This window comes from Arthrobacter sp. zg-Y769, from assembly GCF_020907405.1.
Lineage (GTDB): Bacteria > Actinomycetota > Actinomycetes > Actinomycetales > Micrococcaceae > Arthrobacter_B.
On the sequence record NZ_JAJJOE010000003.1, the window covers coordinates 261,043 to 285,728 of the forward strand.

Below are 24,686 nucleotides of genomic sequence, written 5' to 3' on the forward strand. Positions count from 1 at the left end.
CTGATTGCACCAAATATGCAGCCTTATGGGGACAATGGGCGTATGCACACGCTGAAAAAGGACCAGGCCCGAAAGGATTTCCAGCAATTCCGCCGGGAAATGACGGACGTTGAAAGATCCCGGGCCGCCCAGGGGCTGGCCGGCGTCGGGCTGCGCGGCATTTCGGAACTGGTACCCCGGGGTGGAACCGTTGCCGGTTACCTCGCCGTCGGCACGGAACCCGGTACGGGTGCGTTGCTCCAGGGTCTGTTCCGCTCCGGTTACCGTGTGGTCCTGCCGGTGTGCGAACCCGAACGGCGCCTGTCATGGTGCTACTGGACCCCCGAAACAGAACTGGCGCCCGGGCTGCACGATTCACTGCTGGAACCCGTTGGTGAGCGCTATGCGGCAGCCGATCTTCCCGGACTCGACCTCGTGCTCGTACCCGCACTGGCCGCTGACTCCGCAGGCGGACGGATTGGCAAAGGCGGCGGCTACTATGACCGGTTCCTGGCCGCGCTGCGGGCGGACGGCAACCCGGCGCCGGCTGTCGCGGTGGTTTACGGGCACGAATTCGTTCCGGCGGGCAGCTTCGAAACCACTCCCCTGGACGCACCCGTGGACGCGGTGCTGACCCCTTCCGACTGGCGGCAGGTGCCGTCGTAGCCGTTGTATACTTAGCACTCAAGGCTTGAGAGTGCCAAAAGTTGATGTGCCGGGGCCCGAGGGTGCCAGGGTTTGAATGCCAGGAGGATTACCAGAGTGCCAACGTATGCCTACGCCTGCAAGGATTGCTCCCATTCGTTCGATATCCAGCAGTCCTTCAGTGAAGACTCCCTGACGGTCTGCCCCGAGTGCGGCGGCCGTCTGCGTAAGAAGTTCAACAGCGTCGGCGTCGTATTCAAGGGTTCCGGTTTCTACCGCACCGATTCACGCGACGCCGCCTCCACGGTTCCGGCAGCTCCGGCCAAGGCTGACGGTGCGGCACCGTCCGCGCCCGCAGCATCCGGCAGCGGAACCCCTGCAGCTGCCGCACCCGCCGGCGGCTCCCAGTCCTAAATCCTGCCGCAGGGATTGCTTCCCGGGTACTGTAATTGCCCGGGCGCGCCTCGGGTCCGGCCTCGCCGGCCCGGGTTGGCCACGCGCCACGCGCCCACTTCGCCTCCACATTGGCCATACGGCCCGGGACTCTTCCCGTTTGCCGGAGGTGCCGGCGGCTGACCGCTGCCGACGGGGTTTCCACGGCTAGCGTGACGGCATGCGTTTTCACCGTTTGTCCGCCAGCGAGTCCGCCGGCACCTCTGCCTATCCGGGTCAGCCGCCGGTCTCCCTGTACTCCGGCTCGAGAGTCCGCCGCTTTATGGTCCGCCACCGGCGCCTGCTGGCAGCCCTGGCCTGCTGCGCTGCTGCGGGTACCGCGGTTGAGGCGCTGGGACCGGAAACTTCGGACCACGCCGTCATGGTCCGGGCCGCCCGTGATTTGCCCGCCGGGACGGTCCTGGCCGCGGGGACACTGGAAACGGTGGATGTTCCGGTTGAGGCCGTCCCCCCCGGCGCCCATAAACAGCCGGAGGCACTGGTCGGCCGACGCCTCGCCACTCCCCTGCTGCGGGGCAGCCCTGTTACGGATGTTTCCCTGGCCGGCGCCGGACTCCTGGCGGGCGCCCCGCCGGGTTCCGTGGCAGTGCCCCTGCGCCCGGCGGATCCTTCCGTTCTCGACCTGCTGGGGCCCGGGCAACTGGTCAACGTTGTTGCCGCAACGGGGTGGGAGAACCCGGGTGCGGGACATGCGGCCGGTGACGTCAGCGGTGCCGTTGTCCTGGCCGCCAGGGTACCGGTGCTGTGGGTGTCCGGGGGGAAGTCCGGGGGCGGCTGGCCGGGCAGCGGCAGCGGCGACGGCGACGGGCTGGTGGTCGTGGCTGCGGACCGGGAGAACGCGGCCCGCCTGACGGCTGCTTCCGGGTCCGGCAGGATCTATCTCGTCCTGACAGACGGGTAGGGTGCTTCCCGCCGGCGTTTATCCCCAGTGCGGCGGGCGCTGCTCCCGGAGCCAGGAATCGGTGTCCTCCGGGCTGTCGCCCCACGCGCGGGGATCGTCCTCTTTGGCGGTCACGGGCAAAAGGCCCGCCTGCCCGCCCGCTCCGGATGAAACCGCCCGGCGGTTGCCGCGCCTGCGGCCGCCGCGCGGGGCGCCGGCCGGGGTGCCCTGCTCCGGGGCGCCGGCCGGGGTGCCCTGCTCCGGGGCGCCGGCCGCAGCGGCTTCCTCCGCCGCGGCCTTCCCGGTGACGGGTTCCTCAGTCATCACTCACTCTCCTGAGGCGCTGTCCGGAACGGATTCCGCCCTCCGTTCGCGCATCCGGCTGCTTCCGTGCGGGGTCACTTTCGCCTGCTGGGCAGGACGGGCAGCTTTGTCCGCGCCGGGCTCGGCGGAGTCCGCAGTGCGTGGGACGGGCTGCTGACCGACGGGGGGATCCGGCAGCTCGAGGTATCGGCTCACGAGATCCGCGCAGGCGGACGGGTCGCTGAAGACCTCGATGGTCCACAGCGGCATGTAGCGCCAGCCGCGGCGTTCAAGCAGCTGCGGCCGGAGCCGGCTCCGTTCCCGGACGGACATGGCGCGGTAGCGTTCGGTGCCGTCCGATTCGATGGCCAGCGGCGCCGGCGTGCCCGTCGGGCCCGCCGAATGGGGAGCCGCGGCGACAATATCGATGGTGCCGTCGTAGTGGTCCCAGACCTTGGCCCCGCGCTCACGCAGGCGGCCCACCAGATCCGCCACCAGCGGATCCTCGTCCATGATGCCTCCGGCAGCGGGGAGTTCCTCGCGGCCGGTTTCCGGATCGAGCTCCCGCTTGATGAGCTCGTAGAAGTCCAGGGCACCGTAGCCCAGCCGCGTCCGGTCGAGGTCTGCCGGCTGGAAGCAGGTCAGCACGTGCTGTTTGTACCGTGCCCGGGTCATGGCCGTGACGAACTTCTTACGGCCGTCAGGTGCTGACAGCGGGCCGAAGTTGTGCAGGGCACGCCCGTGCGGGGTACGTCCGAAGCCGAGGGAGAAGATCACGCAGTCCCGCACCATGCCAACGGCACGGTCCACCGGAACCACCCGGAAGGACTCGGTCTTCGCCGTGAAGAAATCGGCGGCCCACGGGAAGTTGGCCATCTGCACACGGATTGCTTCAGCTACCCGCACGGCGTGGCGCGGGCTGGCGGTGATGACGCCGAGGGACTGGTGCGGACGGCGCCGGATGTGTTCGAAGACCAGGTCAACCACGCGGTTGACCTCCGCTGCAACACTTTCCACGCCTTCGTGGTCGGCACTGGGCATGCCGGTCCCGTCGGGCAGGTATTCCACGGAGAGGGCGCGGTGTCCGGTGGTGACTTCGTCGGCGCTCGGAACCATGGAGAGGCGGCCGCCGTAGAACGAGTCGCTCAGCTGCCGCAGCAGTGCCTTGTCGGTGCCGCGGTAAACCGTGGAGAGGCAGCGAGTGGGCAGGACACGTTCCAGCGCTTCGAAGGCACTGACCAGTTCGACGTGCTGGGGCGCCGTACCTGCGGGTTCAACACCGATCGTGAACGGCCGCGGTCCGCCCAGGCAGCTGTCACCGAAGGCAATCACCTGCGAGGCGCGGGCCAGTGCCGGAACAGCGGACTGCAGGCTGGTGGACTCGGCGTCGAGCAGTACCACGGTGTCGAAGCGGCGGTGTTCGGGCAGGACCATCGGCAGCACGAGGGGGCTGGCAGCCCACACCGGCAGCAGGGACGAAACGAGTTCCTCGGACTGCTGGCTCAGGCTCTCCAGGGACAGCTCGCCGTCCTTGAGCAGCTCGCGCAGGTCCTCGGCAGCACCCCTTGCGGCCTGGACACCCGAGTGCCAGCGCGAAGCAAGGCTCCAGCGCAGGCGGGCGGCGCCCGAGGCAATGTGCGCGTTGTCCGCCAGCCGGTACTCCGCCTCCAGCCGGCGCAGGCTGTTGCCGTCGGACATGGCAAGGTAGTCGTCACCGCTGATCATGGCTTCCAGGGCGGACTGCCACCATGCCAGTTCCAGCTCGTAACCCACGTGGCGGGGCTGCACCTCACGGGCACTCAGGTCATCCAGAAGTTCACCCAGGCCCTGGGCGCGCATCTCGTCGAGCAGCAAGGTCCGTTCGGGCAGTGTTTCCAGGGTTTCGCGGTCTCCCGCCAGCTGGCTGAGCTGCTTCTCGAGTTCATCGAGCTGCAGGGAGGCCAGGTCCGGGTGGAGCGGTGTCTCGGAGAGGATGCCGGTCAGGGTGTCCAGCTGCCGCTTCACCAGCAGGTAGGAGCGGTTGATCTCGGCCAGGCCGGTGGGCACCGAGGGGTGCCGCTGGGTGGTGGCGTAGCGGGTCCAGACGGCACGCTGCTGCTGGACTTCGGCCAGCGAAGCGTGCAGGTCCGAAATGTGCACGCCGGGCCGGACATACTCCTTGGCCACGCGCCGCAGGCGGGAACGGGTCATGGAGCTCATGTCGATGCCGCGCTCGCGCCGCCAGGAGGAAGAAGCCGTCGCCGAGATCAGGTCCGTCACCGGGCGGTCGAAAATGTCCGGGGTGAACTTGTCCAGGCTTTCCCGCACGGCAACCAGCAGTTCCAGCTGTTCGCCCCACTGGGCAAATGTTTCGCCGAGACGGATTTCGGAGTGTTCGGCCACGTCCTGGACCTTGGCCCGCAGGGCAGGCAGGTCCGCTGCAAGGGTCTGGGTCAGCGCATACGCTTCTTCCGTTTCCTTGCGGTTGAGCAGCTTGGCGCCGTACCACGGGCTGGTGGTTGCCGCCCGGCTGAAGCTGCCGAGTTCGGCGGCCCGGCGCAGGCGGCCGGAAAGTTCAGTGCGGTCGGTAATGCTGTCCAGGACGCTCCGCTTGAGCCGGACGGTGGTGGCCGGCGCCGGGTTCATGGAGGTCAGCTCGGCGAGCGACTGCATGGCCTGGTAGGGCGAGCAGCCCCAGCGGCGGCGGACGTTGTGCAGCGACTTCACGTGGTCGCGGAGCTGGTGGCGGTTTTCGAGCAAGACCTTGTGCAGGCTCTGCAGCTCAGGGGCCTGCGACTTTTCGTTGCGGACAATCGCGCGGACCAGCTGGTCCTTCAGCTGCTGCTGCGTGAGCCCGGCGTTGGCCTGCAGGACCAGGGAGCCCAGCTGCATCGCGTCCAGCTCGGAGACGAACTGGTTCAGGGTGCTTCGGCGTTCGGCCACCACCAGGACGGACTTGCCGGCATTGGCCAGCGCCGCGACGGCGTTCAGCGCGGTCTGGGTCTGGCCCGTACCGGCCGGCGCGGAGACTACCAGCGACTGGCCCGCGTTGACCAGGTCCAGGACTTCCTGCTGCTGCCGGTCGGCGTCGAGGATGAGGAGTTCATCCGCGGGGTCCCGCTCGTCCAGTGCCGGCAGATCCAGCGGTTCCGGAAGCGCCGGACCGGCGGAGCCGTCACGGGCGGCGTCGATCAGGGCGCGAAGGATCGGGTGGGCCGGATCCAGCGCCGGGTCCTCGCCGAGGTCGGACAGGTCGGCGAAGGTGGAAACCAGCAGGCGGTGTTCAATGTTGATCCCGCGGACGCTGCCGGTGACGGCCCGGAGCTTTTCGAGCACCGGATGGGGATCAAAGCGGGCAGTGCCGTAGGCCAGGCGGGTGAGGGCGTCGACGTCGAGGTCCAGGCCCTGCTCGTGCTGCAGGTGGCGGACCAGGGCGGGGTTCAGTGCCGCCTTTTCGGTCAGCTGCAGTTCGTAGTCATCCTGCGAGGCGTGGACCGTCAGCGCCACCGGGGTGAGCAGCACGGGTGCGGTCAGGGACTCCGGCCGCAGCGCCTCATCCGAGGCGTAGCGCCAGGACGCCGTGCCGGCGGCCATGTAGCCGACGTCGATGCCCCGGTCGGTGCCCAGTTCGTAGATCTTGGCGCGCAGCAGGCGCCCTGCCTTCATGGCGGCACCGTACTGGTCGGGATCGCGCAGCAGGGTCGACAGGCGGGTACGGCGGCCGGCCAGCAGCTGGGCCAGGCCGGAGGGATGCGCGTGGGTCAGGTCGATGCTGTTCGCGGCGGACGGCGTGAAATGGAGCAATGTGTCCGTTCCGGCGTGCTGTCCCAATTGTCCCAGCCACGGCAGCAGGAAGTCCGAGGGATTCTCCCCGGTATTCTGCTCAGACACTAGTGCCCTCTTTTCTGCACTTCCGCGCGTTCTCGACCAAATTGGCATACCTTCCAAACTATCGCGTCGGGGCGGGTTTCCCGAACATAGCAACGCGGGGGACGAAAACGAGGACGGCCGAAACGGCCGTCCTCGGTCCCCTTTAGGCTATTCCCACTCGATTGTTCCCGGCGGCTTGCTGGTTACGTCCAGTACCACGCGGTTGATTCCGTCCACTTCGTTGGTGATGCGGTTGGAGATGCGGGCCAGCAGATCGTACGGAAGCCGGGACCAGTCAGCAGTCATCGCGTCTTCGCTCGAAACCGGGCGCAGCACGATGGGATGGCCGTAGGTCCGGCCGTCACCCTGGACCCCGACGCTGCGGACGTCGGCCAGGAGCACTACCGGCATCTGCCACACGTCGTCATCGAGGCCTGCGCTGGTCAGTTCGGCGCGGGCGATGGCGTCCGCACGGCGCAGCAGTTCCAGCCGCTCGTGCGTGACTTCGCCCACAATCCGGATTCCCAGTCCGGGACCGGGGAAGGGCTGGCGGCCGACGATTTCGGCGGGCAGGCCGAGCTCGGCGCCTACTGCACGGACCTCGTCCTTGAAGAGCGCCCGCAGGGGCTCGACCAGTTCGAACTTCATGTCCTCCGGCAGACCGCCGACGTTGTGGTGGCTCTTGATGTTGGCTGCGCCTTCACCGCCGCCGGACTCGACGACGTCCGGGTACAGGGTGCCCTGGACCAGGAAGCGGATAGGCTCGCCCTCCGCTTCGGCCTTGGCCATGATGGCCCGTTCGGCCTCTTCAAAGGCACGGATGAATTCGCGGCCGATGATCTTGCGCTTGGTCTCGGGATCGGAGACGCCGGCCAGGGCGGTCAGGAAGCGTTCCTGCTCGTTGGCGACATAGAGGTTTACGCCGGTGGCTGCCACGAAGTCGCGTTCCACCTGCTCGGCTTCGCCTTCGCGGAGCAGCCCGTGGTCAACGAAGACACAGGTCAGCTGGTCCCCGACCGCGCGCTGCACCAGGGCGGCTGCCACGGCGGAGTCGACGCCGCCGGACAGGCCGCAGATCACACGGGCGCTGCCTACCTGGGCGCGGATGCGTGCAACCTGCTCTTCGACAATGTTGCCCGTGGTCCAGCTGCGTTCAAGCTTGGCGCCCTTGAAGAGGAAGTTCTCCAGGACGGCCTGGCCGTGTGCGGAGTGCTTGACCTCGGGGTGCCACTGCACGCCGTAAAGGCCCTTGGCCTCGTTGGCGAACGCCGCCACGGGCGCGCCTGCGGTGCTGGCGAGGACGTCGAAGCCCTCGGGAGCCTCCTGCACGCTGTCACCGTGGCTCATCCAGGTGTTCTGCTCGTCCGGAGTGCCTTCGAGGATGGAGCGGGCGCCGCCAATCACGCGTGCGTCGGTGGAGCCGTACTCCCGCAGCCCCGTCTTGGCGACCTTGCCGCCCATGGCCGCAGCCATGGCCTGGAAGCCGTAGCAAATGCCGAAGACCGGGACACCGGACTCAAACAGGTCTGCATCGACCTTGGGGGCGCCCTCGGCGTACACGCTGGAGGGGCCGCCGGAGAGGATAATGGCGGCGGGGTTCTTCGCGAGCAGCTGCTCGGTGCTGTAGGTGTGGGGAACCACCTCGGAGTAGACGTCTGCTTCGCGCACCCGGCGGGCAATCAACTGGGCGTACTGCGCTCCGTAGTCCACAACAAGGACGGGCCGCTCTTCAATGGGATCAGTCGCGGGATTAGTCACGTTCCAAGGATAGTCGGCCCGCCCCCGGCCATGCACACCGCGCCGCAGCCGCCGGCGTCCGTCCCGGACGGCTGCGGACTCCCCTAGTAGCGCTTGGCCGCTTCAGGATGCGCTTCGAGCTCCGCCAGGACCTGCTTGTGGATCCGCCCTTCAACCACAAAGGAGAGGAACGGCACAACGCCGCCGAGCGCAATCAGGATGAACTTGGAGAACGGCCAGCGCATCAGCTGCCACAGCCGGAAGTCGGACAGCAGGTACACCACGTACATCCAGCCGTGCAGGATCAGCACGCCGATGGAGAGGTTGACGCCGCCGACGATGATCTCGGTGTCGAAGCCGTACTTGGCGATCATCTCCACTACGAGGGCGAGCAGCAGCACGCCGGTGACGTAGGAAAAGACCTTGTAGAACTTCAGGGCCGAGCGAATCTGGGCGTGGGTACCGCCGAACCGGCGCTTCTTTTTCCTCGGTGCCTTGGCGGTGCTTGCGGATTCGCTCACTTAGTTACCTCACTGCTGGGATGATCGTTTTCGGGTTCGGTTGCGTCGGTGTACTCGTCGTCGTACTCGTCGTCATATTCGTCGTCCTCGAGGCTGCGGTTATGCTCGTCGGCGACCAGGCGCCACCACAGGAAGACGGAGAAGCCGGCGAAAACGATCCACTCCAACGCGTAGAAGATGTTGAGCCAGTTGACCGGGGTTTCCTCGGGCTGGGCACCCACCTCCACGGTTTCCATGCCGCCTGCGTCTACCGCGGCGCCGTCAACGGTGATATCTGAAGCCGCAACGAAGGCCGAGTAGGCGGGTGCGTCCCAGAGGTTGATCAGTTCGGCGGTGGAGAGCGCGGTAACGCGTCCTTCCTCGGGCGTCGCGGGCAGCGGCGCCTCGGAAGGCAGCAGGCGCCCGACGACGGCGGCCTCACCGGCCGGGGGCTCCGTGACGTCTTCCGGGTCGGAGACCCAGCCGCGGACCACGGGGATGAATTCGCCCGAGGGTGCGCCGTCGACGTTGAAGGCGGTCACCGCCCAGTAGCCCATGTCGCCGTCCTGGAGCCGCTCCTCCACGAGGACGGACTTTTCCGGATCGAAGGATCCCGTGAAGGAGACCATCTGGTCCGCTTCGGTTTCATACATCGGCTTACCCGGGGTAAAGGCCTCGGTCAGCGGCCGGACGTCCTCGGTGGCGCGGGGCTCGGCGGACTCCTCCGATTCGGCACTGGAAAACTGCCATTGGCTCAACAGCACAAAGACCGTCGAGATGACAAGGGCAAAAAGCAGGCCGGCGATCCAACGCGGCTGCAGGGCAGTTTTGAGCACTCGTTAACGGTACTTCGTCACGCTGTAGAAAACCCAATGCCGGTCTGCAGCCGCTTCAGTGGTCAAAAAAGACCAGGGAGGAATTGATCAGCTCGGCAATGACCTCTGCGTCGTTGGCCCGGCGCAGGGATTCGCGGAAGGAAGGCCTGAACAGTGACCGGGCGATCGTGGCGAGGACTTCCAGGTGATGGGAAAAGGACGCCGCCGGAGTGGCAATGAGCAGGACCACTGTTGCCGGTCCGTCGGCTGCTCCGAAATCGACGCTGTGGCCGTAGCGGGCGATGCCCACCGCGATGGAGGTTTCGTGCACATACTCGCTGCGGGCGTGCGGCAGGCCGATCCCGCCGGGCAGGCCGGTCGCCATTTGGTGCTCCCGGGCTCGGACCTGTTCGAGGAACCCCTCCAGGTTGCTGATCCGCCCGGCACGGTACAGCCGCTCCGCCAGCTGCGCGGCGGCGTCGTACCGGTCGGCCGCCTCCATGTCCAGGATCACCAGTCCGGGTTCGGTCAGCACTGCACCGGCCTCATTCAGGGTGAGCTCTGTGTTCGGTGGTTCCAAGGGGTGTTCGGCGTTCTGTGACAGGTCGCTGTTCAAGGAGCGGTCTTCGTTTCCATCGGTTGGCGGTGCCGCATCAGATGCGCGGAGCTATGTCTTCGGCCTCCAGGCGGGCGGCGTCGGCACTCTTGTCATCGGGCTGCTCCTGGCTGCGGCGTTCCGCTTCGACCCGCGCGAGGTAGTGGGCAACTTCGCTTTGGACCCGTTCGAGGTCCCAGCCCAGCAGCGGAGCCATCAACTCGGCGGCCACGGGTGCGGCCGACACGCCGCGGTCAAAGGTCTCGATGGAAATACGGGTCCGCCGGGCCAGGACATCCTCGACGTGCCGGGCCCCTTCGTGCGTGGTGGCATACACCACTTCCGCGCGCAGGTAGTCGTCGGCGCCGGGCAGCGGTTCCGCGAGGGCCGGGTCCGCCTTGATGAGCTCCAGCAGGTCATAGGCCATGGAGCCGTAACGGTTCAGCAGATGCTCCACCCGCACCGCGTGGACCCCGTATTCCTCGGCGGTGCGGTGCCGGCGGTTCCAGGCCGCCTTATAGCCCACGGCACCCAGAAGGGGGATGGTCTGCGTGCAGCTTTCGGGGACCTTTTCATCCAGTGCCCGGGCTGCCTCATCGACGGCATCCTTGGCCATGACCCGGTACGTGGTCCATTTGCCGCCCGCGACCACCACGAGCCCCGGCACCGGATGGGCCACCACGTGTTCGCGCGAGAGCTTGGCGGTGGAGTCGTTTTCCCCGGCGAGCAGCGGCCGCAGGCCGGCGTAGACCCCTTCGACGTCCTCGCGGGTCAGCGGTGTCTTCAGCACCAGGTTCACATGCTCGAGGATGTAGTCGATGTCCGCCGAGGTGGCCGCCGGATGGGCCTTGTCCAGGTGCCAGTCCGTGTCGGTGGTGCCGATGATCCAGTGGCGTCCCCACGGAATCACGAAGAGCACGGATTTTTCCGTCCGCAGGATCATGCCGACCGTGGACTGGATCCGGTCCTTGGGAACCACTAGGTGGACACCCTTGGAGGCGCGGACCTTCAGCTGACCGCGGTCGGTCACCATGGCCTGGGTTTCATCGGTCCAGACACCCGTCGCGTTGACCACCTGGCTCGCGGCGATATCGAACTCGCTGCCGGTTTCCTGGTCCCGGACGCGTGCCCCGACCACGCGTTCGCCCTCGCGCAGGAAGTTGACGACGGCGAGCCGGTTCACCACGGCGGCCCCGTAGTGCGAGGCGGTGCGGACCATGTTGGCAACGTACCGGGCATCGTCCACCTGGCCGTCGTAATAACGGATGGCGCCCACCATGGCGTCATCCTTCAGGCTCGGAGCCATGCGCAGTGTCTGGCGCCGGCTCAGGTGCTTCTGTACCGGCACCCCGCGGGAGTTCCCCGACGTCATGCCCAAGGTGTCGTACAGGAAGATGCCGGCCCCGACATACGGCCGCTCGATGAACCGCTTGGTCAGCGGATACAGGAACGCCACGGGCTTTACCAGGTGCGGAGCAATCCGCTGGAGCAGCAGGCCGCGCTCCTTCAACGCCTCCTGGACCAGCGCGAAATCGAGCATCTCCAGGTAGCGCAGGCCGCCGTGGATGAGCTTGGAGGAACGCGACGAGGTTCCCGATGCCCAGTCCCGGGCCTCCACCATGCCTACCTTCAGCCCCCGCGTCACCGCGTCCAGGGCTGCGCCGGCGCCGACTACGCCGCCGCCGACGATCAGGATATCCAGCTCGTTGCCTGGCTGGGTGGTTGCCCGGAGCGTGTCCATGGCGTCTATTCGGTATTCGGGGCTCAGGGCGTCCGCAGTCATAGTCCAGGTTCCTCTCTAGGGTCCTGCCGTAGCTGCGTCCACTCTAGGGGCTGCCCGCCGGGATTTACAGGCTGTACTGGTAGGGCGATACCAGTACTTCGATGCGCTGGAACGCCTTCAGGTCCGAGTAGCCCGTGGTGGCCATTGCCCGGCGCAGCGCACCCATGAGGTTGGAGGTGCCGTTGGTGTGGTGGGACGGCCCCCAGAGGACCTCCTTGAGCGGTCCCACGGTGTCCAGCCGGACCCTGTCGCCGCGCGGCAGCTCACTGTGGTGCGCTTCCTGTCCCCAGTGCCAGCCCTGGCCCGGCGCCTCTTCGGCGCGCGCCAGCGCGGAGCCGAGCATCACGGCGTCCGCACCCATGGCGAAGGCCTTGATGATGTCGCCGCTGGTGCCCATGCCGCCGTCGGCAATCACGTGCACGTACCGTCCGCCGGACTCGTCCATGTAATCCCGGCGGGCCTCGGCAATGTCGGAGATGGCGGTGGCCATGGGAGCGTGGATGCCCAGCGCACGCCGTGTGGTGGTGGTCGCGCCGCCGCCGAACCCGACGAGGACGCCGGCCGCGCCGGTGCGCATCAGGTGCAGGGCCGGGGTGTAACCGGCGGCTCCGCCGACGATCACCGGAACATCAAGTTCGTAGATGAACTGCTTCAGGTTCAGCGGCTCCACGGTCTTGGACACGTGCTCGGCCGAAACGGTGGTGCCGCGGATAACGAAGACGTCGACGCCGGCGGCCAGGACGGTCTTGTAGAACTCCTGGGTGCGCTGCGGGGTGAGCGAACCGGCAACGGTCACACCGGCGTCGCGCATCTCGGCCAGGCGGGAGCTGATCAGTTCGGCCTGGATGGGAGCGTTGTAGATTTCCTGGAGCCGTCGGGTGGCTGCGGGGTTGAAGTTGTCGCTGCTGAGGGCGGCGATTTCGTCCAGCAGCGGTTCCGGATTTTCGTACCGGGTCCACAGGCCCTCGAGGTTCAGCACACCGAGTCCGCCGAGCCGGCCGAGGGCAATGGCCGATGCCGGAGACATCACCGAGTCCATCGGAGCGCCGATGACCGGCATCTCGAACTGATAGGCATCAATCTGCCAGTTGATGGAAACATCCTGGGGGTCGCGGGTGCGCCGCGAGGGCACAATCGCTACGTCGTCCAGGGAGTAGGCTCTGCGCCCATGCTTGCCACGGCCAATTTCTATCTCGTTACTCACGTTCCCTAGGTTATCCCAGTGCGCGTCCCCGGCCCGAAAGCTCCCGGTATTGGGGCCGCCGGGGCCGGGTTTTGGCGGCGGCCGGGTCCTTAACGCCCGAAGGGCAGCCGCTGCATGGTGCGCAGCGGCTGCCCTTCGGCAGTCAGGACGGCTTAGCGGCGGCCGTAGTTCGGCGCCTCGGCGGTCATCATGATGTCGTGCGGGTGCGACTCCTTCAGCCCGGCCGGAGTGATCCGGACGAACTTGCCCTTGGCCTTCAGCTCTTCAATGGTGCGTGCACCCGTGTAGAACATGGTCTGGCGCAGGCCGCCGACCAGCTGGTGCGCGACGGCGGAGAGCGGGCCCCGGTAGGGCACCTGGCCCTCGATGCCTTCCGGAATCAGCTTCTCGTCGCTGGGGACGTCGGCCTGGAAGTACCGGTCCTTGGAGTAGGAGGTGTTCTTGCCCCGGGACTGCATGGCGCCAAGGGACCCCATGCCGCGGTAGGACTTGAACTGCTTGCCGTTGACGAAGACCAGGTCGCCCGGGCTTTCGGCGGAACCGGCGAGCAGGCCGCCGAGCATCACGGTGTCGGCGCCGGCCACGATCGCCTTGCCGATATCACCCGAGTACTGCAGGCCGCCGTCGGCAATCAGCGGAACGCCGGCAGGGATGGCCGCCTTGGAAGCCTCGTAGATGGCGGTGATCTGCGGGACGCCTACACCGGCAACCACGCGGGTGGTGCAGATGGAACCCGGACCAACGCCCACCTTGATGGCGTCGGCACCGGCGTCGATCAGGGCCTGGGCACCTTCGCGCGTGGCAGCCTGGCCGCCGATGATGTCGACGTGCGCGGCAGCCGGATCCTTCTTGAGGCGGGCGATCATTTCCAGCACGCCTGCGCTGTGGCCGTTGGCGGTGTCCACCACGAGGATGTCGACGCCGGCCTCGACCATGGACATGGCGCGCTCGTAGCCGTCGCCGAAGAAGCCGATGGCAGCACCGACGCGGAGGCGGCCCTCGTCATCCTTGGTAGCCAGCGGGTACTGCTCGGCCTTGTCGAAGTCCTTGACGGTGATCAGGCCCTGGAGCTTGCCTGCGTCGTCGACCAGGGGAAGCTTCTCGATGCGGTTCTTTCCCAGCAGTTCCATTGTTTCCGCGGCACTGATGCCCACCCGGCCGGTGATGAGCGGCATGCGGGTCATGACCTCTTCGACCTTGCGGCTCGGGTAGTCGGCACGCGGAATGAAACGGGTGTCGCGGTTGGTGACAATGCCCAGCAGGGTGTTTTCGGCATCCACCACTGGCAAGCCCGAAACACGGAAGTGCGCACAGAGGTCGTCGAGTTCCTGCAGGGTGGCGTCGGGGGAAATCGTCACCGGGTTGGTGATCATGCCGGATTCGCTGCGCTTGACCCGGTCAACGTGCTCCGCCTGGTCGGCAATGGAAAGGTTCCGGTGGATCACGCCGAGGCCGCCCTGGCGGGCCATGGCGATGGCCATGCGCGATTCGGTCACGGTGTCCATGGCGGCCGAAAGCAGCGGAGTCTGCACGGTGATGCGCTTGGACAGCCGGGAGCTGGTATCGGCTTCAGAGGGAATGACATCCGTCGGGCCGGGCAGCAGGAGGACGTCGTCGTAGGTCAGGCCGACGAAGCCGAACGGATCGTGTTCTGGGTACTGCTGGCTCAAAGCTGCGCCTCTTTCGGGGATGAGAGGAAGGAAAAGGCCCGATTTAGCCTGTACCTATCGTAAAACGAAAGCGGGCCCGCCCCTATTCCGTCCGGAAGCTAATACCACGTGTGAGGGATGCCACGGCAAAGCAAAGGCCCCGCCCCCGGAAACAGGTTCCGGAGGCGGGGCCGGGGCCGCTTTCCGCACCGTAAGGTGCGGATCAGGGCTGATTAGTGCTGGTGACCGTGGTCGTTGTCCTCTTCGGCCGGCTTCTCCACCACGAGGGCTTCGGTGGTGAGTACCAGCGAAGCGATCGAGGCAGCGTTGCGCAGAGCCGAACGGGTGACCTTGACCGGGTCGATGATGCCGGCGGCAATCAGGTCTTCGTACTCGCCGGTGGCGGCGTTGAAGCCGTTGTTGACCTCAAGCTCACCAACCTTGGCAACGACGACCATGCCCTCGGAACCGGCATTCTCGGCGATCCAGCGCAGCGGCTGGGCCAGTGCACGGCGGACCAGTCCGACGGCGGTGGCGGCGTCGCCCTGCAGCTTCGTCACCTCCGGATCGGTATCCAGTGCGCGGGCGGCGTGGACCAGTGCGGAACCGCCGCCTGCCACGATGCCCTCTTCGAGTGCGGCACGGGTGGAGGAAACGGCATCTTCGATGCGGTGCTTCTTTTCCTTCAGCTCCACCTCGGTGGCTGCACCAACGCGGATGACGCCGATGCCGCCGGAGAGCTTGGCGAGGCGCTCCTGCAGCTTCTCGCGGTCCCAGTCGGAATCCGTGCGCTCGATCTCGGCACGGATCTGTGCCACGCGGTCGGCGACGTCGGCTTCGGAGCCGGTGCCGTCGACAATCGTGGTGTTGTCCTTGGTAACCGTGATGCGCCGGGCGGAGCCCAGTACCTCAAGGCCGACCTGGTCCAGCTTCAGGCCGAGGTCGGGGCTGACCACCTGGGCGCCGGTGAGGGTCGCGATGTCCTGCATCATGGCCTTGCGGCGGTCGCCGAAGCCCGGGGCCTTGACGGCTACAACGTTCAGGGTGCCGCGGATCTTGTTGACGACCAGGGTGGACAGGGCTTCCCCGTCAACGTCTTCGGCGATGATGAACAGCGGCTTGGAGGTCTGCAGTGCCTTTTCCAGCAACGGCAGGAACTCGGCCACGGAGGAGATCTTGCCGGAGTTGATCAGGATCAGGGCGTCTTCGAGGACGGCTTCCTGGCGCTCCGGATCGGTAACGAAGTACGGCGAGAGGTAACCCTTGTCGAACTGCATGCCCTCGGTGATGGCCAGTTCGGTCTGCGTCGAGGAGGACTCCTCGATGGTGATTACGCCGTCCTTGCCGACGGTGTCGAAGGCCTGGGCCAGCAGCTCGCCGATCTCGGTGCTCTGCGCGGAGATGGCCGCAACGTGGGCAACCTGGTTGCCTTCAACTTCTTTGGCGTTCTCCAGCAGGCGCTTGGCAACGGCGTCCACGGACACCTCGATGCCGCGCTTGAGCTGCCCGGGGGCGGCACCGGCGGCAACGTTGCGCAGGCCTTCCTTGACCAGGGCCTGTGCCAGCACGGTGGCCGTGGTGGTACCGTCGCCGGCAACATCGTTGGTCTTGGTGGCTACTTCCTTGGCCAGCTGTGCGCCGAGGTTCTCGTACGGGTCTTCCAGCTCAACTTCGCGGGCGATCGTGACGCCGTCGTTGGTGATGGTGGGAGCGCCCCAGGTCTTGGCCAGGACGACGTTGCGGCCGCGCGGGCCGAGGGTCACCTTGACCGTGTTGGCGAGCTTATCGACGCCGGCTTCGAGCGAGCGACGGGCGGAGTCATTGAACTCCAACTGCTTTGCCATGTGTGTGTCCTTTCCGACAACTACATCTGCACTACATCAGAAAACCCCGGCCAGAATCGTGGCCGGGGTTTTCCAGGGGAACTACTTTACGACGACGGCCAGCACGTCGCGGGCGGACAGCACCAGGTATTCCTGGCCGCCGTGCTTGACTTCGGTTCCGCCGTACTTGGAGTAAATGACTACGTCGCCTTCTGCAACGTCAACCGGGACGCGGTTGCCGTTGTCATCAACGCGGCCGGGTCCAACTGCAACTACTTCACCCTCCTGGGGCTTTTCCTTTGCAGTGTCCGGGATAACGAGGCCGGAAGCAGTGGTCTGCTCGGCTTCGAGGGGGCGGACAACAATACGATCCTCAAGGGGCTTAATAGAGACCGACACTCGGGCTCTCCTTTGCGTAGTTTCTCACGGAATGGGGCCGTTGGTCTGGCGCTGGCCGTCGTCGCGGTGCCGGTTCGCGCTTTCCCTTCGGGAGTTAGCACCCTCACGTTCGGAGTGCTAACTCAGACTTTATGCAACGGTTAGCACTCGGTCAAGGTGAGTGCCAGCGCGTAGCGCGTTACCTGCCCTCTCCCCCGTCCTGCCGGGCCTCAGATAATGAAGGGGGATTTGCTTAGGCTCTCCTAACCGGGATAGTTTTCATTTGCGCACCATTAGAAAACATTTCTGTGACCTAATCCCCGGATAGGCACATCGACTCTCACCGGAGCCCCCATGATCCCCAAGTCCCGCCTGCTGGCCGGAACCGCCCTTGTGTCCCTCCTCGCGCTCAGCGCCTGCTCCACTGAAGCAGCAGATGCCGACGTCGAGTCCGCACAGGCCTCAACCGTGACGGTTGAGCACGCCCAGGGAAGCACCGAAGTTCCGGTGAACCCGGAGACGGTCTACACCTTCGACCTCGCTGCCCTCGATTCGATGGATGCCCTCGACATTGACGTCGACGGCGTGCCCGCCGCCAACTTCCCGGAGAGCCTCTCCCAGTACGGCGCCGAAGAGATCACCAAGATCGGCAGCATGAAGGAACCCGACTTCGAAGCGATCAACGCCGGCGCTCCGGACCTGATCATCATTTCGGGCCGGGTCGCCGACTCCTATGAGGAACTGAGCAAGATTGCCCCGACCATCGACCTGAGCGTTGACAACGCCGATTCCTGGAACTCCTTCAAGGAAAACACCCAGACCCTCGGCACGATCTTCGAGAAGGAAGACCTGGTGGAAGAGAAGCTGGCTGCCCTCGAGGGCAAGGTCGAGGACACCAGGGAACTGGCAGCCGGCGCCGGCAACGGCCTGATCGTCATGACCAGCGGCGGGGAAATGACCGCCTACGGCGCAGGCTCGCGCTTCGGCATCATCCACGACGTCCTGGGCCTGGCACCGGCCGCCGAAGTTACGGGCGAGGGCAAGCACGGCGAATCCGTTTCCTTCAACTACATCGCGGATACCAATCCGGACCACCTGTTCGTCATTGACCGCGACGTAGCCGTCGGCACCTCCGGTGAAGCCGCCTCCGCGGTGCTCGACAACGAGCTGGTCAAGAGCACCAAGGCTGCACAGAACGAAAACATCACCATGCTGGATTCCGCCAGCTGGTACCTGGTCGGATACGGCCTGAACAACGTGGACACCATGGTTAATACCGTCCACGACGCTCTCTAGCCGCACTTCTGCGCTCCGTGGCCCGGCACCCGTCGTGCCGGGCCATGGAGGAACTGGATACCGATATATGACTGCCCCCGCCGTGCCGGCTGATAAACCGGCCCCCGCGTCCGCCGCCGCTCCCCAGGAACGGCGGCGCTTTCTGCGTTCAACCGCAGCACTGGTCCTAGGGGTCTGCGTCGTCGTCGTGCTGGCTGCCGTGAGCCTTTTTGTCGGCGTCGGCGACCTTTCGCCCGCCTCGCTGCTGTCCGGGGACCCCACGACGCACATGCTGTTCTGGGCCAGCCAGCTCCCCCGCACGCTGAGCATTGTCCTGGCGGGCATGGCCCTGAGCGTGGCCGGCCTGATCATGCAGCTGATGGCCCGGAACAAGTTCGTGGAACCCTCCACCGTCGGCACGGTGGAATCGGCCCAGCTGGGGATCCTGGCGGTCACCGTGCTGTTGCCGGGAGCCTCCATGTTCCTGAAGATGTCCACGGCTTCGGTCTTCGCCGCTGCGGGAACTGCACTCTTCCTGCTCATCCTGCGCCGGATCCCGCTGCGCAACACACTGATCGTTCCCCTGGTGGGCATCATGCTCGGCGGCGTGATTTCCGCCGTCACCACTTTCTTCGCCTACCGCACCGACCTTCTCCAGACGCTGAACAGCTGGATGATCGGCGACTTCTCCGGCGTCCTGCGCGGCCGCTACGAACTGCTCTGGATTGTCGGCGCGCTTACCCTGATCGGCTACCTTGCGGCGGACCGTTTCACGGTCGCCGGCATGGGGCAGGACTTCACCACCAACCTCGGGCTGAATTACAACCGGGTCATGGCGCTGGGGCTGGTCATTGTCTCGCTCATCAGCGCCGTGGTGGTGGTCAGCGTCGGCTCCATCCCGTTCCTGGGCCTGATCGTGCCCAACCTGGTATCCCTGCTGATCGGTGACAACGTCCGCCGGGCCGTGCCGTGGGTTGCCGTCTTCGGTGCGGGCTTCGTCCTGCTCTGCGACATCATCGGGCGCACCATCCGCTACCCGTATGAAATCCCGGTGGGCGTAGTGGTTTCCGCCGTGGGCAGCGTCATCTTCCTCTACCTCCTCCTACGCAAGCGCGGTTCCCATGCCTGATCCCTCCACCAGCGCACTGCCGGCAGCCCTCACCGAGCACCGCCGGCGTCCCGTCCGGACCGTTCCCGCCAGGTTCTGGATCATTGCCCTCGGCGTTGTCGCGGCAGCACTGGTTGCGGTGTTCATGACCATCGAGCTGCGCGGAAACCTGGGCTACGCACTGCCGCGCCGGGCGGTCAAGGTGGGCTCCATGATCCTGGTGGCCTACGCCGTCGGGGTCTCGACCGTCCTGTTCCAGACAGTCACCGCCAACCGGATCCTGACGCCGTCGATCATGGGCTTCGATGCCCTCTACGTGCTGATCCAGACCGTCCTGGTGTTTACCCTGGGCGGCGGTGCCCTGCTGTCCCTGGGTGCGCCGATCCGCTTCTGCCTCGAAGTGCTGCTGATGGTCGGGTTCTCGTTCCTGCTCTACCGGTGGCTGTTCACCGGCGGCGGGAAATCCCTGCACCTGATGCTGCTGGTGGGAATCGTCTTCGGCACCATGTTCCGCGGCTTCTCCTCGCTGCTGCAGCGGCTGATCGACCCGAGCGAATTCATCATCCTGCAGGACCTGTTCTTTGCCAGCTTCAACAATGTCGACGCCGCCCTGCTGGGCTATTCCGCCGCCGCCGTCGCCGTCGTCAGTGCCATCGCCTGGCGGATGCGCCATTCCTTCGACGTCCTGGCCCTGGGCCGCGAAACCGCGGTGAACCTGGGCGTGGACCACAAGCGGGCAGTGACCGCCACGCTGGTCATCTGCTCGGTGCTCGTCGCGGTGTCCACGGCCCTGGTGGGCCCGGTGACCTTCTTCGGGCTCCTCATTGCGTCCCTGGCCTACCAGCTGTGCGCGAAGTTCCGGCACGCCTCAGTGCTGCCGATTGCCGTCCTGCTGGGAATCATTGCCCTGGTGGGCGGCCAGCTGGTGCTCGAGCGGGTCTTCGACTTCGACACGGCGCTGAGCATCGTCATCGAGTTCGTGGGCGGCATCGTGTTCCTCATCCTGCTCCTGAGGGGAAACGTGAAATGACACTGCTCCCCCTGCACCGCTCGAAAGGCCCCTCTTCATGATCTCCGTCAACGGCGTCACCAAGCGCTATTCCTCCGCCGTCGTCGTGGACGGGGTGAGCTGCGAGATCAAGGAAGGCGGCATCACCTCGATCATCGGCCCCAACGGCGCGGGCAAGTCCACGCTGCTCTCCATGATCAGCCGCCTGCTGCCCATGGACTCCGGCACGGTAGCCGTGGACGGGCTCGACGTCGTGTCCACTCCCGGCCGGGACCTCGCCCGGAAAATGGCGATCCTGCGCCAGGACAACCAGCTCACCGTCCGCCTGACCGTCCGGGACCTGGTGGGCTTCGGCCGCTACCCGCACAACGCCGGCCGTCCGGGCCCCGAGGACAAGGTCCACATCGAGCAGGCAATGGCCTACCTGGACCTCACGGCGCTGGCGGACCGGTTTGTGGACGAACTCTCCGGCGGTCAGCGGCAGCGCGCGTTTATCGCCATGGTGCTGGCGCAGGACACGGACTACCTGCTCCTGGATGAGCCGCTGAACAACCTGGACATGAAGCACTCGGTGGAAATGATGCGGCTGCTGCGCCGGCTCACGGACGACTTCGGGAAGACCGTGGTGCTGGTCATCCACGACATCAACTTCGCCTCCTGCTACTCGGACGACATCATTGCCATGTGCGACGGGCGGCTGATCCACCAGGGACCGCCGTCGGCCATCATGCAGCCGGACGTGTTGAAGGATATCTACGAAATCGATATCCGGATCGAAGAGATCGACGGAAACCGGATCGGCGTCTATTTCGCCTAGCCGGTGCAGTATCCGTCATCCATACCGGGCAGCCAGCTAACAAAACAATGGTCCCGTCCGGTTGCGCCCCGGCTGCGTAGCACCGGGTTACCTACCGCTGCGCGCCGGCCCGCCTCGCAGCTTCTTCCCGGCGCCGACGCCGGGCGGCTCTCTTTTCATCCCTTATCCATTGCGGCTGCAGGAACGGCGGCATCCAGAAACTGCCAAGAACCCCCAAAATTCCGGCGATGAACATCAGAACGATCAAGAACATGGTCACCAAGGCGTTTAGGCCGCCGTCCATGCCGAACCGTGTCAGCGGCATCAGGATAAAAGCCGCACCCAGGTACGTTGCGGCAAGCGCCGGCTCCCCGGACATCACAATGTTGAGACCGGTCCGATAGTGGCGGAACCTGCCGTTGTAAACGAGGAGACCGCAAAGCATAAGAATGATTCCCATCGGAATCAGGATCAATGCCACGAGAGTATTGGCGTTCATCTATTCGGGACCCATTCAATTTGTTGTAACTCCAGTGAGGAACACGTGCGCGGGTCAGCCTAGTAGATTCCGCCGGCCCGCCTGACCTGCTGCTGCAGCGAGCCGCCCCACGGCCTCGGTCAGCACCTCCGGGGAGCAGGCGAAGTTCAGCCGGACAAACCCGGCGCCCTGGTGCCCGAACCTCGGCCCCGGTTCCAGCGCCACCCGTGCCCGTTCCAGGGCCACCGCCGCGGGATCATCTCCCCAGCCAAGGGCCCGGAAGTCCAGCCAGGCGAGGTAGCCCGCCGACGGCGGGGCGTATCCCGTGCCCGGCAACCTCTCCGCCAGAAGCTCGGCTAATAGGCGCCGGTTGGCGGCCAGGGACTCCATCACTCCGGCAAGCCAGCGACCGCCGTCGTTGTAGGCCGCTGCCGTAGCATGCAGGCCGAGAATGCTGGTTCGTGCCGAGACTTCCTCGGGCATGGAAGCCAGCATCAGCCGGGTCCGGTCGCTTTGGCCGATCATCGCCGCACACTTGGTACCGGCAATGTTCCACGCCTTGCTGGCGGCGGTGACGCAGAGGCCGTATTCCCGCGCGTTCTCCGAGACGGCGAGGTACGGGGTGAACTCCCCGGGCGTGTAGGTCAACGGTGCGTGGATCTCGTCGCTGATCACGGCCACGCCGTACTTCGCCGAGAGGTCCGCGAGCGCCCGCAGGGTATCGGTGGAATGAACCAGACCCAGCGGATTGTGCGGATTGCACAGCAGCAGGGCATCGGCGCCGCGGGCAAAGGCCCGCTCCAGCCCGGCCAGGTCCAATGCCCACCCGTCGCCGTCGGACAGGAGCGGTACTTCCAGCACCGTCGCATCCGCTTCCAACGGCAGCTCAAAGAACGGCGGATAGACCGGCGGAGTAATGACCACGCTGCCGTGCACGGGTACGGCCTGGCGCAGGCATTCCACAATCGCCACGCTCACGTCCGTGGTGCTCCGTACGTCTCCAGGGTCCACCGCCCAGGCCCAGGTCCGCGCGGCATACCCGGAAAAGGCCTCGGCCACAGGCTCCGGTCCGGCGATATATCCGGTGTCCGAAGCCAGCACCCGGTCAATGATGGCCTGCTGCACCGGTCCGGCCAGCGGATAGTCCATTTCCGCCACGAACAGCGGCAGCACGTCCGCCGGATAGGTCCGCCATTTGTAGCTGGTGCGTGCCCGCAGTGCAGCCAGCGGCTCGGCGGCGATCTTCGTCATGCCGCCCAACCTACAGCTAACGCCCCGTCAGGCAGAACAACTAGGCTGGAGGGCATGCCCGATACTTCCCTTGCCCATGTTCTTACCCCCGAGGGATGGCAGCTGCTGAACTCGCTTCCCCCCTATCTCGAATCCGAATCCCTGAAGCTGAACACGGACCTGCGCAAGGCCGGGCATTCCCCCGAACTCGTGGCCGCCGTCCTGACCCAGGCAAAGCTGCGGATGAAGGCCCGAGGCAAATTCGGCCCGTTCGCCGAACACATGGTCTTTACGCAGCCCGGCCTGGAGCAGGCCACCCGGCTGAACGTGGCCGCCCTGCATGCCCGCCGCTACCAGGAGGCCGGGCTGGACAAGGTCGCGGACCTGGGCTGCGGCATCGGCGCCGACTCCCTGGCCCTTGCCACCCTGGACCGGCAGGTGACCGCCGTCGAACTGGATGAAATCACCGCTGCGGCAGCCACCATCAACCTCATGCCCTGGCCGGAGGCCGCGGTGGTCCAGGGCCGCGCCGAGGAGTTCGACCTGACCGGGTACGACGGCGTGTGGCTGGATCCGGCGCGCAGGACGACGTCGACGTCGGGCACCACCCGCATCTTCGATCCGGAGGCCTTCTCCCCTCCCCTGTCCTTCGTGGAATCGCTGGCGGATGCCGGCCTGCCCGTCGGCGTGAAAATGGGTCCGGGCATCCCGCACGAAGCAGTGCCTGCCGGCTGCGAGGTGCAGTGGGTCTCCGTGCACGGCGATGTCACCGAGGCGACCCTGTGGTTCAACGCGCTGCGCCGCGAGGGTGTCCGGCGCGCCGCCCTGGTGATCGGCTCCGGCGGGGCAGCCGAGCTGACCTCCCCGGTGGACTACGACGCCGGTGCCCAGGATGTGGCGATCGGCCCCGCCGAGGGCTACCTGTATGAACCCGACGGAGCCGTGATCCGTGCCGGACTGGTGGCCGACGTCGCGGCCACCCTGGACGGACATCTCCTGGATCCGCACATTGCCTACATCTGTGCCCCCGAACTGCGGGAAACCCCGTTTGCCCGGGCCTACCGGATCCTCGACGTACGCCCGTACAACCTCAAGGCACTGAAGGCATGGGTGAGGGAAAACGGCATCGGCGTCCTGGACATCAAGAAGCGCGGCATGTCCGTGACGCCGGAGGAAGTCCGCAAGGCCCTGCTGACCGGTTCGGGAAAGGGCCCAAAGAAAGCCACGCTTGTCCTCACCCGGATCGGCGAGGACCGCGTGGCCCTGGTGGTGGAACCGGTTCCGGCCGCGTAGGCGGTGCGGCCCCCCGCTCCGGAAAGCGGATCAGGAGCGGGAGAACTCGCTGGCTTCGCGCACCTGCTCCGGCGTGGGCCGGACACCGGTGTAGAGCACGAACTGCTCCTCGGCCTGGATGGCGATGACCTCGGCACCGGTGATCACCGGTTTCCCGGCGGCGCGGGCCGCGGCGATCAGCGGGGTTTCGGCAGGCAGCGCGACGACGTCGAACACCACCTTCGCCCCGGCCACGGCGTCGTCGCTGAAGGCCTGAACATCCTCGTCCTGTCCGGCCATGCCCAGCGGCGTTACGTTAATGAGCAGGTCCGCGGCGGAGGTGCCCGGTTCCGCCTGCCAGGCGAAGTCGTAAAGGTCGGCAAGCGCCCGGCCGGCGGCCTCGTTGCGGGCAACCACCGTCACGTCGGAGAACCCGGCGTCCCGCAGGGCCGCTGCCACGGCCTTGGCCATGCCGCCGGAGCCGCGCAGCAGCACCGAGTGGGTGGCCGGCACCCGGTGGTCCCGCAGCAGCCGGGCGATGGCCAGGTAATCGGTGTTGTAGGCGGTGAGCACGCCGTCGTCGTTGACGATCGTGTTCACGGAATTGATGGCCTTCGCAGACGGATCCATCCGGTCCACGAGGGCAATCACGTCTTCCTTATAGGGCATGGACACGGCGCAGCCGCGGATCGGCAGGCCGCGCACCCCGGCAATGGCCTGCGCCAGGTCTGCGGGGGCAAACGCCTTGTACACGTAGTCCAGGCCCAGCTGGTCATAGAGGTAGTTGTGGAAGCGCGTACCGATATTGCTCGGCCGCGCGGCCAGGGAGATGCACAGGGTCATGTCTTTGTTCAGGATCGGCATCTACCCATTATGTCCGTGAGCGCGCCGCAACCCTCGGTTTCGCCGCCGGTTTCCGGGCCGA

General features: G+C 66.3%; 22 protein-coding genes. 8 read left to right on the top strand and 14 right to left on the bottom strand.

The genetic code is table 11. The features are described from left to right. Nucleotides 1-42 precede the first annotated feature (42 nt). The 3 genes from LOC60_RS01535 (at nt 43) to LOC60_RS01545 (ending at nt 1,978) form a co-directional block, all read left to right on the top strand. A complete protein-coding gene (locus tag LOC60_RS01535) occupies nt 43-645 on the top strand; it encodes a 5-formyltetrahydrofolate cyclo-ligase (protein ID WP_230021041.1) in 603 nt (200 codons plus the stop codon). Between the two features lie 96 nt (nt 646-741). Beyond that, nucleotides 742-1,038 carry an FmdB family zinc ribbon protein gene (locus tag LOC60_RS01540; protein WP_230021043.1) on the top strand — a complete coding sequence of 99 codons (297 nt, stop codon included), beginning with the start codon at nt 742-744 and terminating at the stop codon, nt 1,036-1,038. A gap of 199 nt (nt 1,039-1,237) precedes the next feature. Further along, a complete protein-coding gene (locus tag LOC60_RS01545) occupies nt 1,238-1,978 on the top strand; it encodes an RcpC/CpaB family pilus assembly protein (protein WP_230021044.1) in 741 nt (246 codons plus the stop codon). Nucleotides 1,979-1,996: 18 nt separating this feature from the next. On the opposite strand, the gene LOC60_RS16250 is transcribed toward LOC60_RS01545, so the two are convergent. From LOC60_RS16250 to groES, 11 genes are all read right to left on the bottom strand, one after another. Then, the gene (locus LOC60_RS16250) at nt 1,997-2,281 is read right to left on the bottom strand and encodes a hypothetical protein (protein WP_331460762.1); all 285 of its coding nucleotides are present in this window, start codon (nt 2,279-2,281) and stop codon (nt 1,997-1,999) included. Between the two features lie 3 nt (nt 2,282-2,284). Then, nucleotides 2,285-6,130, bottom strand: a complete 3,846-nt coding sequence (locus LOC60_RS01550; protein WP_331460763.1) for a DUF4011 domain-containing protein — start codon at nt 6,128-6,130, stop codon at nt 2,285-2,287. A gap of 147 nt (nt 6,131-6,277) precedes the next feature. After that, on the bottom strand, nt 6,278-7,867 hold the full coding sequence (gene guaA / locus LOC60_RS01555; protein WP_230021046.1) for a glutamine-hydrolyzing GMP synthase: 1,590 nt from the start codon (nt 7,865-7,867) through the stop codon (nt 6,278-6,280). Between the two features lie 83 nt (nt 7,868-7,950). Further along, nucleotides 7,951-8,367, bottom strand: coding sequence for a DUF3817 domain-containing protein (locus LOC60_RS01560; RefSeq protein WP_230021047.1), 417 nt, complete (start codon nt 8,365-8,367; stop codon nt 7,951-7,953). Further along, nucleotides 8,364-9,182, bottom strand: coding sequence for an SURF1 family protein (locus tag LOC60_RS01565; protein ID WP_230021048.1), 819 nt, complete (start codon nt 9,180-9,182; stop codon nt 8,364-8,366). The genes LOC60_RS01560 and LOC60_RS01565 overlap by 4 nt, the downstream gene beginning before the upstream one ends. Before the next feature lie 55 nt (nt 9,183-9,237). Continuing rightward, nucleotides 9,238-9,714: a PTS sugar transporter subunit IIA gene (locus LOC60_RS01570; RefSeq protein WP_269440132.1), complete on the bottom strand. Its 477-nt coding sequence runs from the start codon at nt 9,712-9,714 to the stop codon at nt 9,238-9,240. A 100-nt stretch (nt 9,715-9,814) separates the two neighbouring features. After that, complete coding sequence (locus tag LOC60_RS01575; RefSeq protein WP_230021050.1) at nt 9,815-11,539, bottom strand: glycerol-3-phosphate dehydrogenase/oxidase; 1,725 nt, start codon at nt 11,537-11,539, stop codon at nt 9,815-9,817. Nucleotides 11,540-11,603: 64 nt separating this feature from the next. Then, on the bottom strand, nt 11,604-12,743 hold the full coding sequence (locus LOC60_RS01580; protein ID WP_230021052.1) for a GuaB3 family IMP dehydrogenase-related protein: 1,140 nt from the start codon (nt 12,741-12,743) through the stop codon (nt 11,604-11,606). A gap of 152 nt (nt 12,744-12,895) precedes the next feature. Further along, entirely contained in the window at nt 12,896-14,413 is a 1,518-nt protein-coding gene (gene guaB / locus LOC60_RS01585) for an IMP dehydrogenase (protein WP_230021053.1), read from the bottom strand. 212 nt (nt 14,414-14,625) lie between these two features. Beyond that, on the bottom strand, nt 14,626-16,236 hold the full coding sequence (gene groL / locus LOC60_RS01590; RefSeq protein WP_229949900.1) for a chaperonin GroEL: 1,611 nt from the start codon (nt 16,234-16,236) through the stop codon (nt 14,626-14,628). An 81-nt stretch (nt 16,237-16,317) separates the two neighbouring features. After that, nucleotides 16,318-16,614, bottom strand: a complete 297-nt coding sequence (gene groES / locus LOC60_RS01595) for a co-chaperone GroES (protein WP_087076694.1) — start codon at nt 16,612-16,614, stop codon at nt 16,318-16,320. 333 nt (nt 16,615-16,947) lie between these two features. Between groES and LOC60_RS01600 the strand changes: the two genes are divergently transcribed. From LOC60_RS01600 to LOC60_RS01615, 4 genes are all read left to right on the top strand, one after another. Further along, a complete protein-coding gene (locus LOC60_RS01600) occupies nt 16,948-17,889 on the top strand; it encodes a siderophore ABC transporter substrate-binding protein (protein ID WP_230021054.1) in 942 nt (313 codons plus the stop codon). 67 nt (nt 17,890-17,956) lie between these two features. Then, entirely contained in the window at nt 17,957-18,997 is a 1,041-nt protein-coding gene (locus LOC60_RS01605; protein WP_230021055.1) for an ABC transporter permease, read from the top strand. After that, nucleotides 18,990-20,006, top strand: a complete 1,017-nt coding sequence (locus tag LOC60_RS01610) for an iron chelate uptake ABC transporter family permease subunit (protein WP_230021056.1) — start codon at nt 18,990-18,992, stop codon at nt 20,004-20,006. The genes LOC60_RS01605 and LOC60_RS01610 overlap by 8 nt, the downstream gene beginning before the upstream one ends. 37 nt (nt 20,007-20,043) lie before the next feature. Further along, on the top strand, nt 20,044-20,802 hold the full coding sequence (locus LOC60_RS01615; protein ID WP_230021059.1) for an iron ABC transporter ATP-binding protein: 759 nt from the start codon (nt 20,044-20,046) through the stop codon (nt 20,800-20,802). A 91-nt stretch (nt 20,803-20,893) separates the two neighbouring features. Here the strand turns inward: LOC60_RS01615 and LOC60_RS01620 are convergent, their stop codons facing one another. After that, nucleotides 20,894-21,280: a hypothetical protein gene (locus LOC60_RS01620; RefSeq protein ID WP_230021060.1), complete on the bottom strand. Its 387-nt coding sequence runs from the start codon at nt 21,278-21,280 to the stop codon at nt 20,894-20,896. A gap of 54 nt (nt 21,281-21,334) precedes the next feature. After that, nucleotides 21,335-22,510 carry a MalY/PatB family protein gene (locus tag LOC60_RS01625; protein WP_230021068.1) on the bottom strand — a complete coding sequence of 392 codons (1,176 nt, stop codon included), beginning with the start codon at nt 22,508-22,510 and terminating at the stop codon, nt 21,335-21,337. A 54-nt stretch (nt 22,511-22,564) separates the two neighbouring features. Here LOC60_RS01625 and LOC60_RS01630 point away from each other — a divergent pair, with 54 nt between their 5' ends. Further along, nucleotides 22,565-23,782: a THUMP-like domain-containing protein gene (locus LOC60_RS01630; protein ID WP_230021070.1), complete on the top strand. Its 1,218-nt coding sequence runs from the start codon at nt 22,565-22,567 to the stop codon at nt 23,780-23,782. 30 nt (nt 23,783-23,812) lie between these two features. Here LOC60_RS01630 and LOC60_RS01635 read toward each other — a convergent pair whose 3' ends face one another. Beyond that, nucleotides 23,813-24,625, bottom strand: coding sequence for a shikimate 5-dehydrogenase (locus tag LOC60_RS01635; protein ID WP_230021078.1), 813 nt, complete (start codon nt 24,623-24,625; stop codon nt 23,813-23,815). Nucleotides 24,626-24,686 lie beyond the last annotated feature (61 nt).

What these genes read in the sequence shown, in the direction of transcription:
- LOC60_RS01615 (WP_230021059.1), top strand. Translation starts at nt 20,044, where the DNA reads ATGATCTCCGTCAACGGCGTCACCAAGCGCTATTCCTCCGCCGTCGTC.
- groL (WP_229949900.1), bottom strand. Translation starts at nt 16,236, where the DNA reads ATGGCAAAGCAGTTGGAGTTCAATGACTCCGCCCGTCGCTCGCTCGAA.
- LOC60_RS01635 (WP_230021078.1), bottom strand. Translation starts at nt 24,625, where the DNA reads ATGCCGATCCTGAACAAAGACATGACCCTGTGCATCTCCCTGGCCGCG.
- LOC60_RS01575 (WP_230021050.1), bottom strand. Translation starts at nt 11,539, where the DNA reads ATGACTGCGGACGCCCTGAGCCCCGAATACCGAATAGACGCCATGGAC.
- LOC60_RS16250 (WP_331460762.1), bottom strand. Translation starts at nt 2,281, where the DNA reads ATGACTGAGGAACCCGTCACCGGGAAGGCCGCGGCGGAGGAAGCCGCT.
- LOC60_RS01605 (WP_230021055.1), top strand. Translation starts at nt 17,957, where the DNA reads ATGACTGCCCCCGCCGTGCCGGCTGATAAACCGGCCCCCGCGTCCGCC.
- LOC60_RS01535 (WP_230021041.1), top strand. Translation starts at nt 43, where the DNA reads ATGCACACGCTGAAAAAGGACCAGGCCCGAAAGGATTTCCAGCAATTC.
- LOC60_RS01600 (WP_230021054.1), top strand. Translation starts at nt 16,948, where the DNA reads ATGATCCCCAAGTCCCGCCTGCTGGCCGGAACCGCCCTTGTGTCCCTC.
- LOC60_RS01630 (WP_230021070.1), top strand. Translation starts at nt 22,565, where the DNA reads ATGCCCGATACTTCCCTTGCCCATGTTCTTACCCCCGAGGGATGGCAG.
- LOC60_RS01620 (WP_230021060.1), bottom strand. Translation starts at nt 21,280, where the DNA reads ATGAACGCCAATACTCTCGTGGCATTGATCCTGATTCCGATGGGAATC.
- LOC60_RS01545 (WP_230021044.1), top strand. Translation starts at nt 1,238, where the DNA reads ATGCGTTTTCACCGTTTGTCCGCCAGCGAGTCCGCCGGCACCTCTGCC.
- LOC60_RS01610 (WP_230021056.1), top strand. Translation starts at nt 18,990, where the DNA reads ATGCCTGATCCCTCCACCAGCGCACTGCCGGCAGCCCTCACCGAGCAC.
- LOC60_RS01625 (WP_230021068.1), bottom strand. Translation starts at nt 22,510, where the DNA reads ATGACGAAGATCGCCGCCGAGCCGCTGGCTGCACTGCGGGCACGCACC.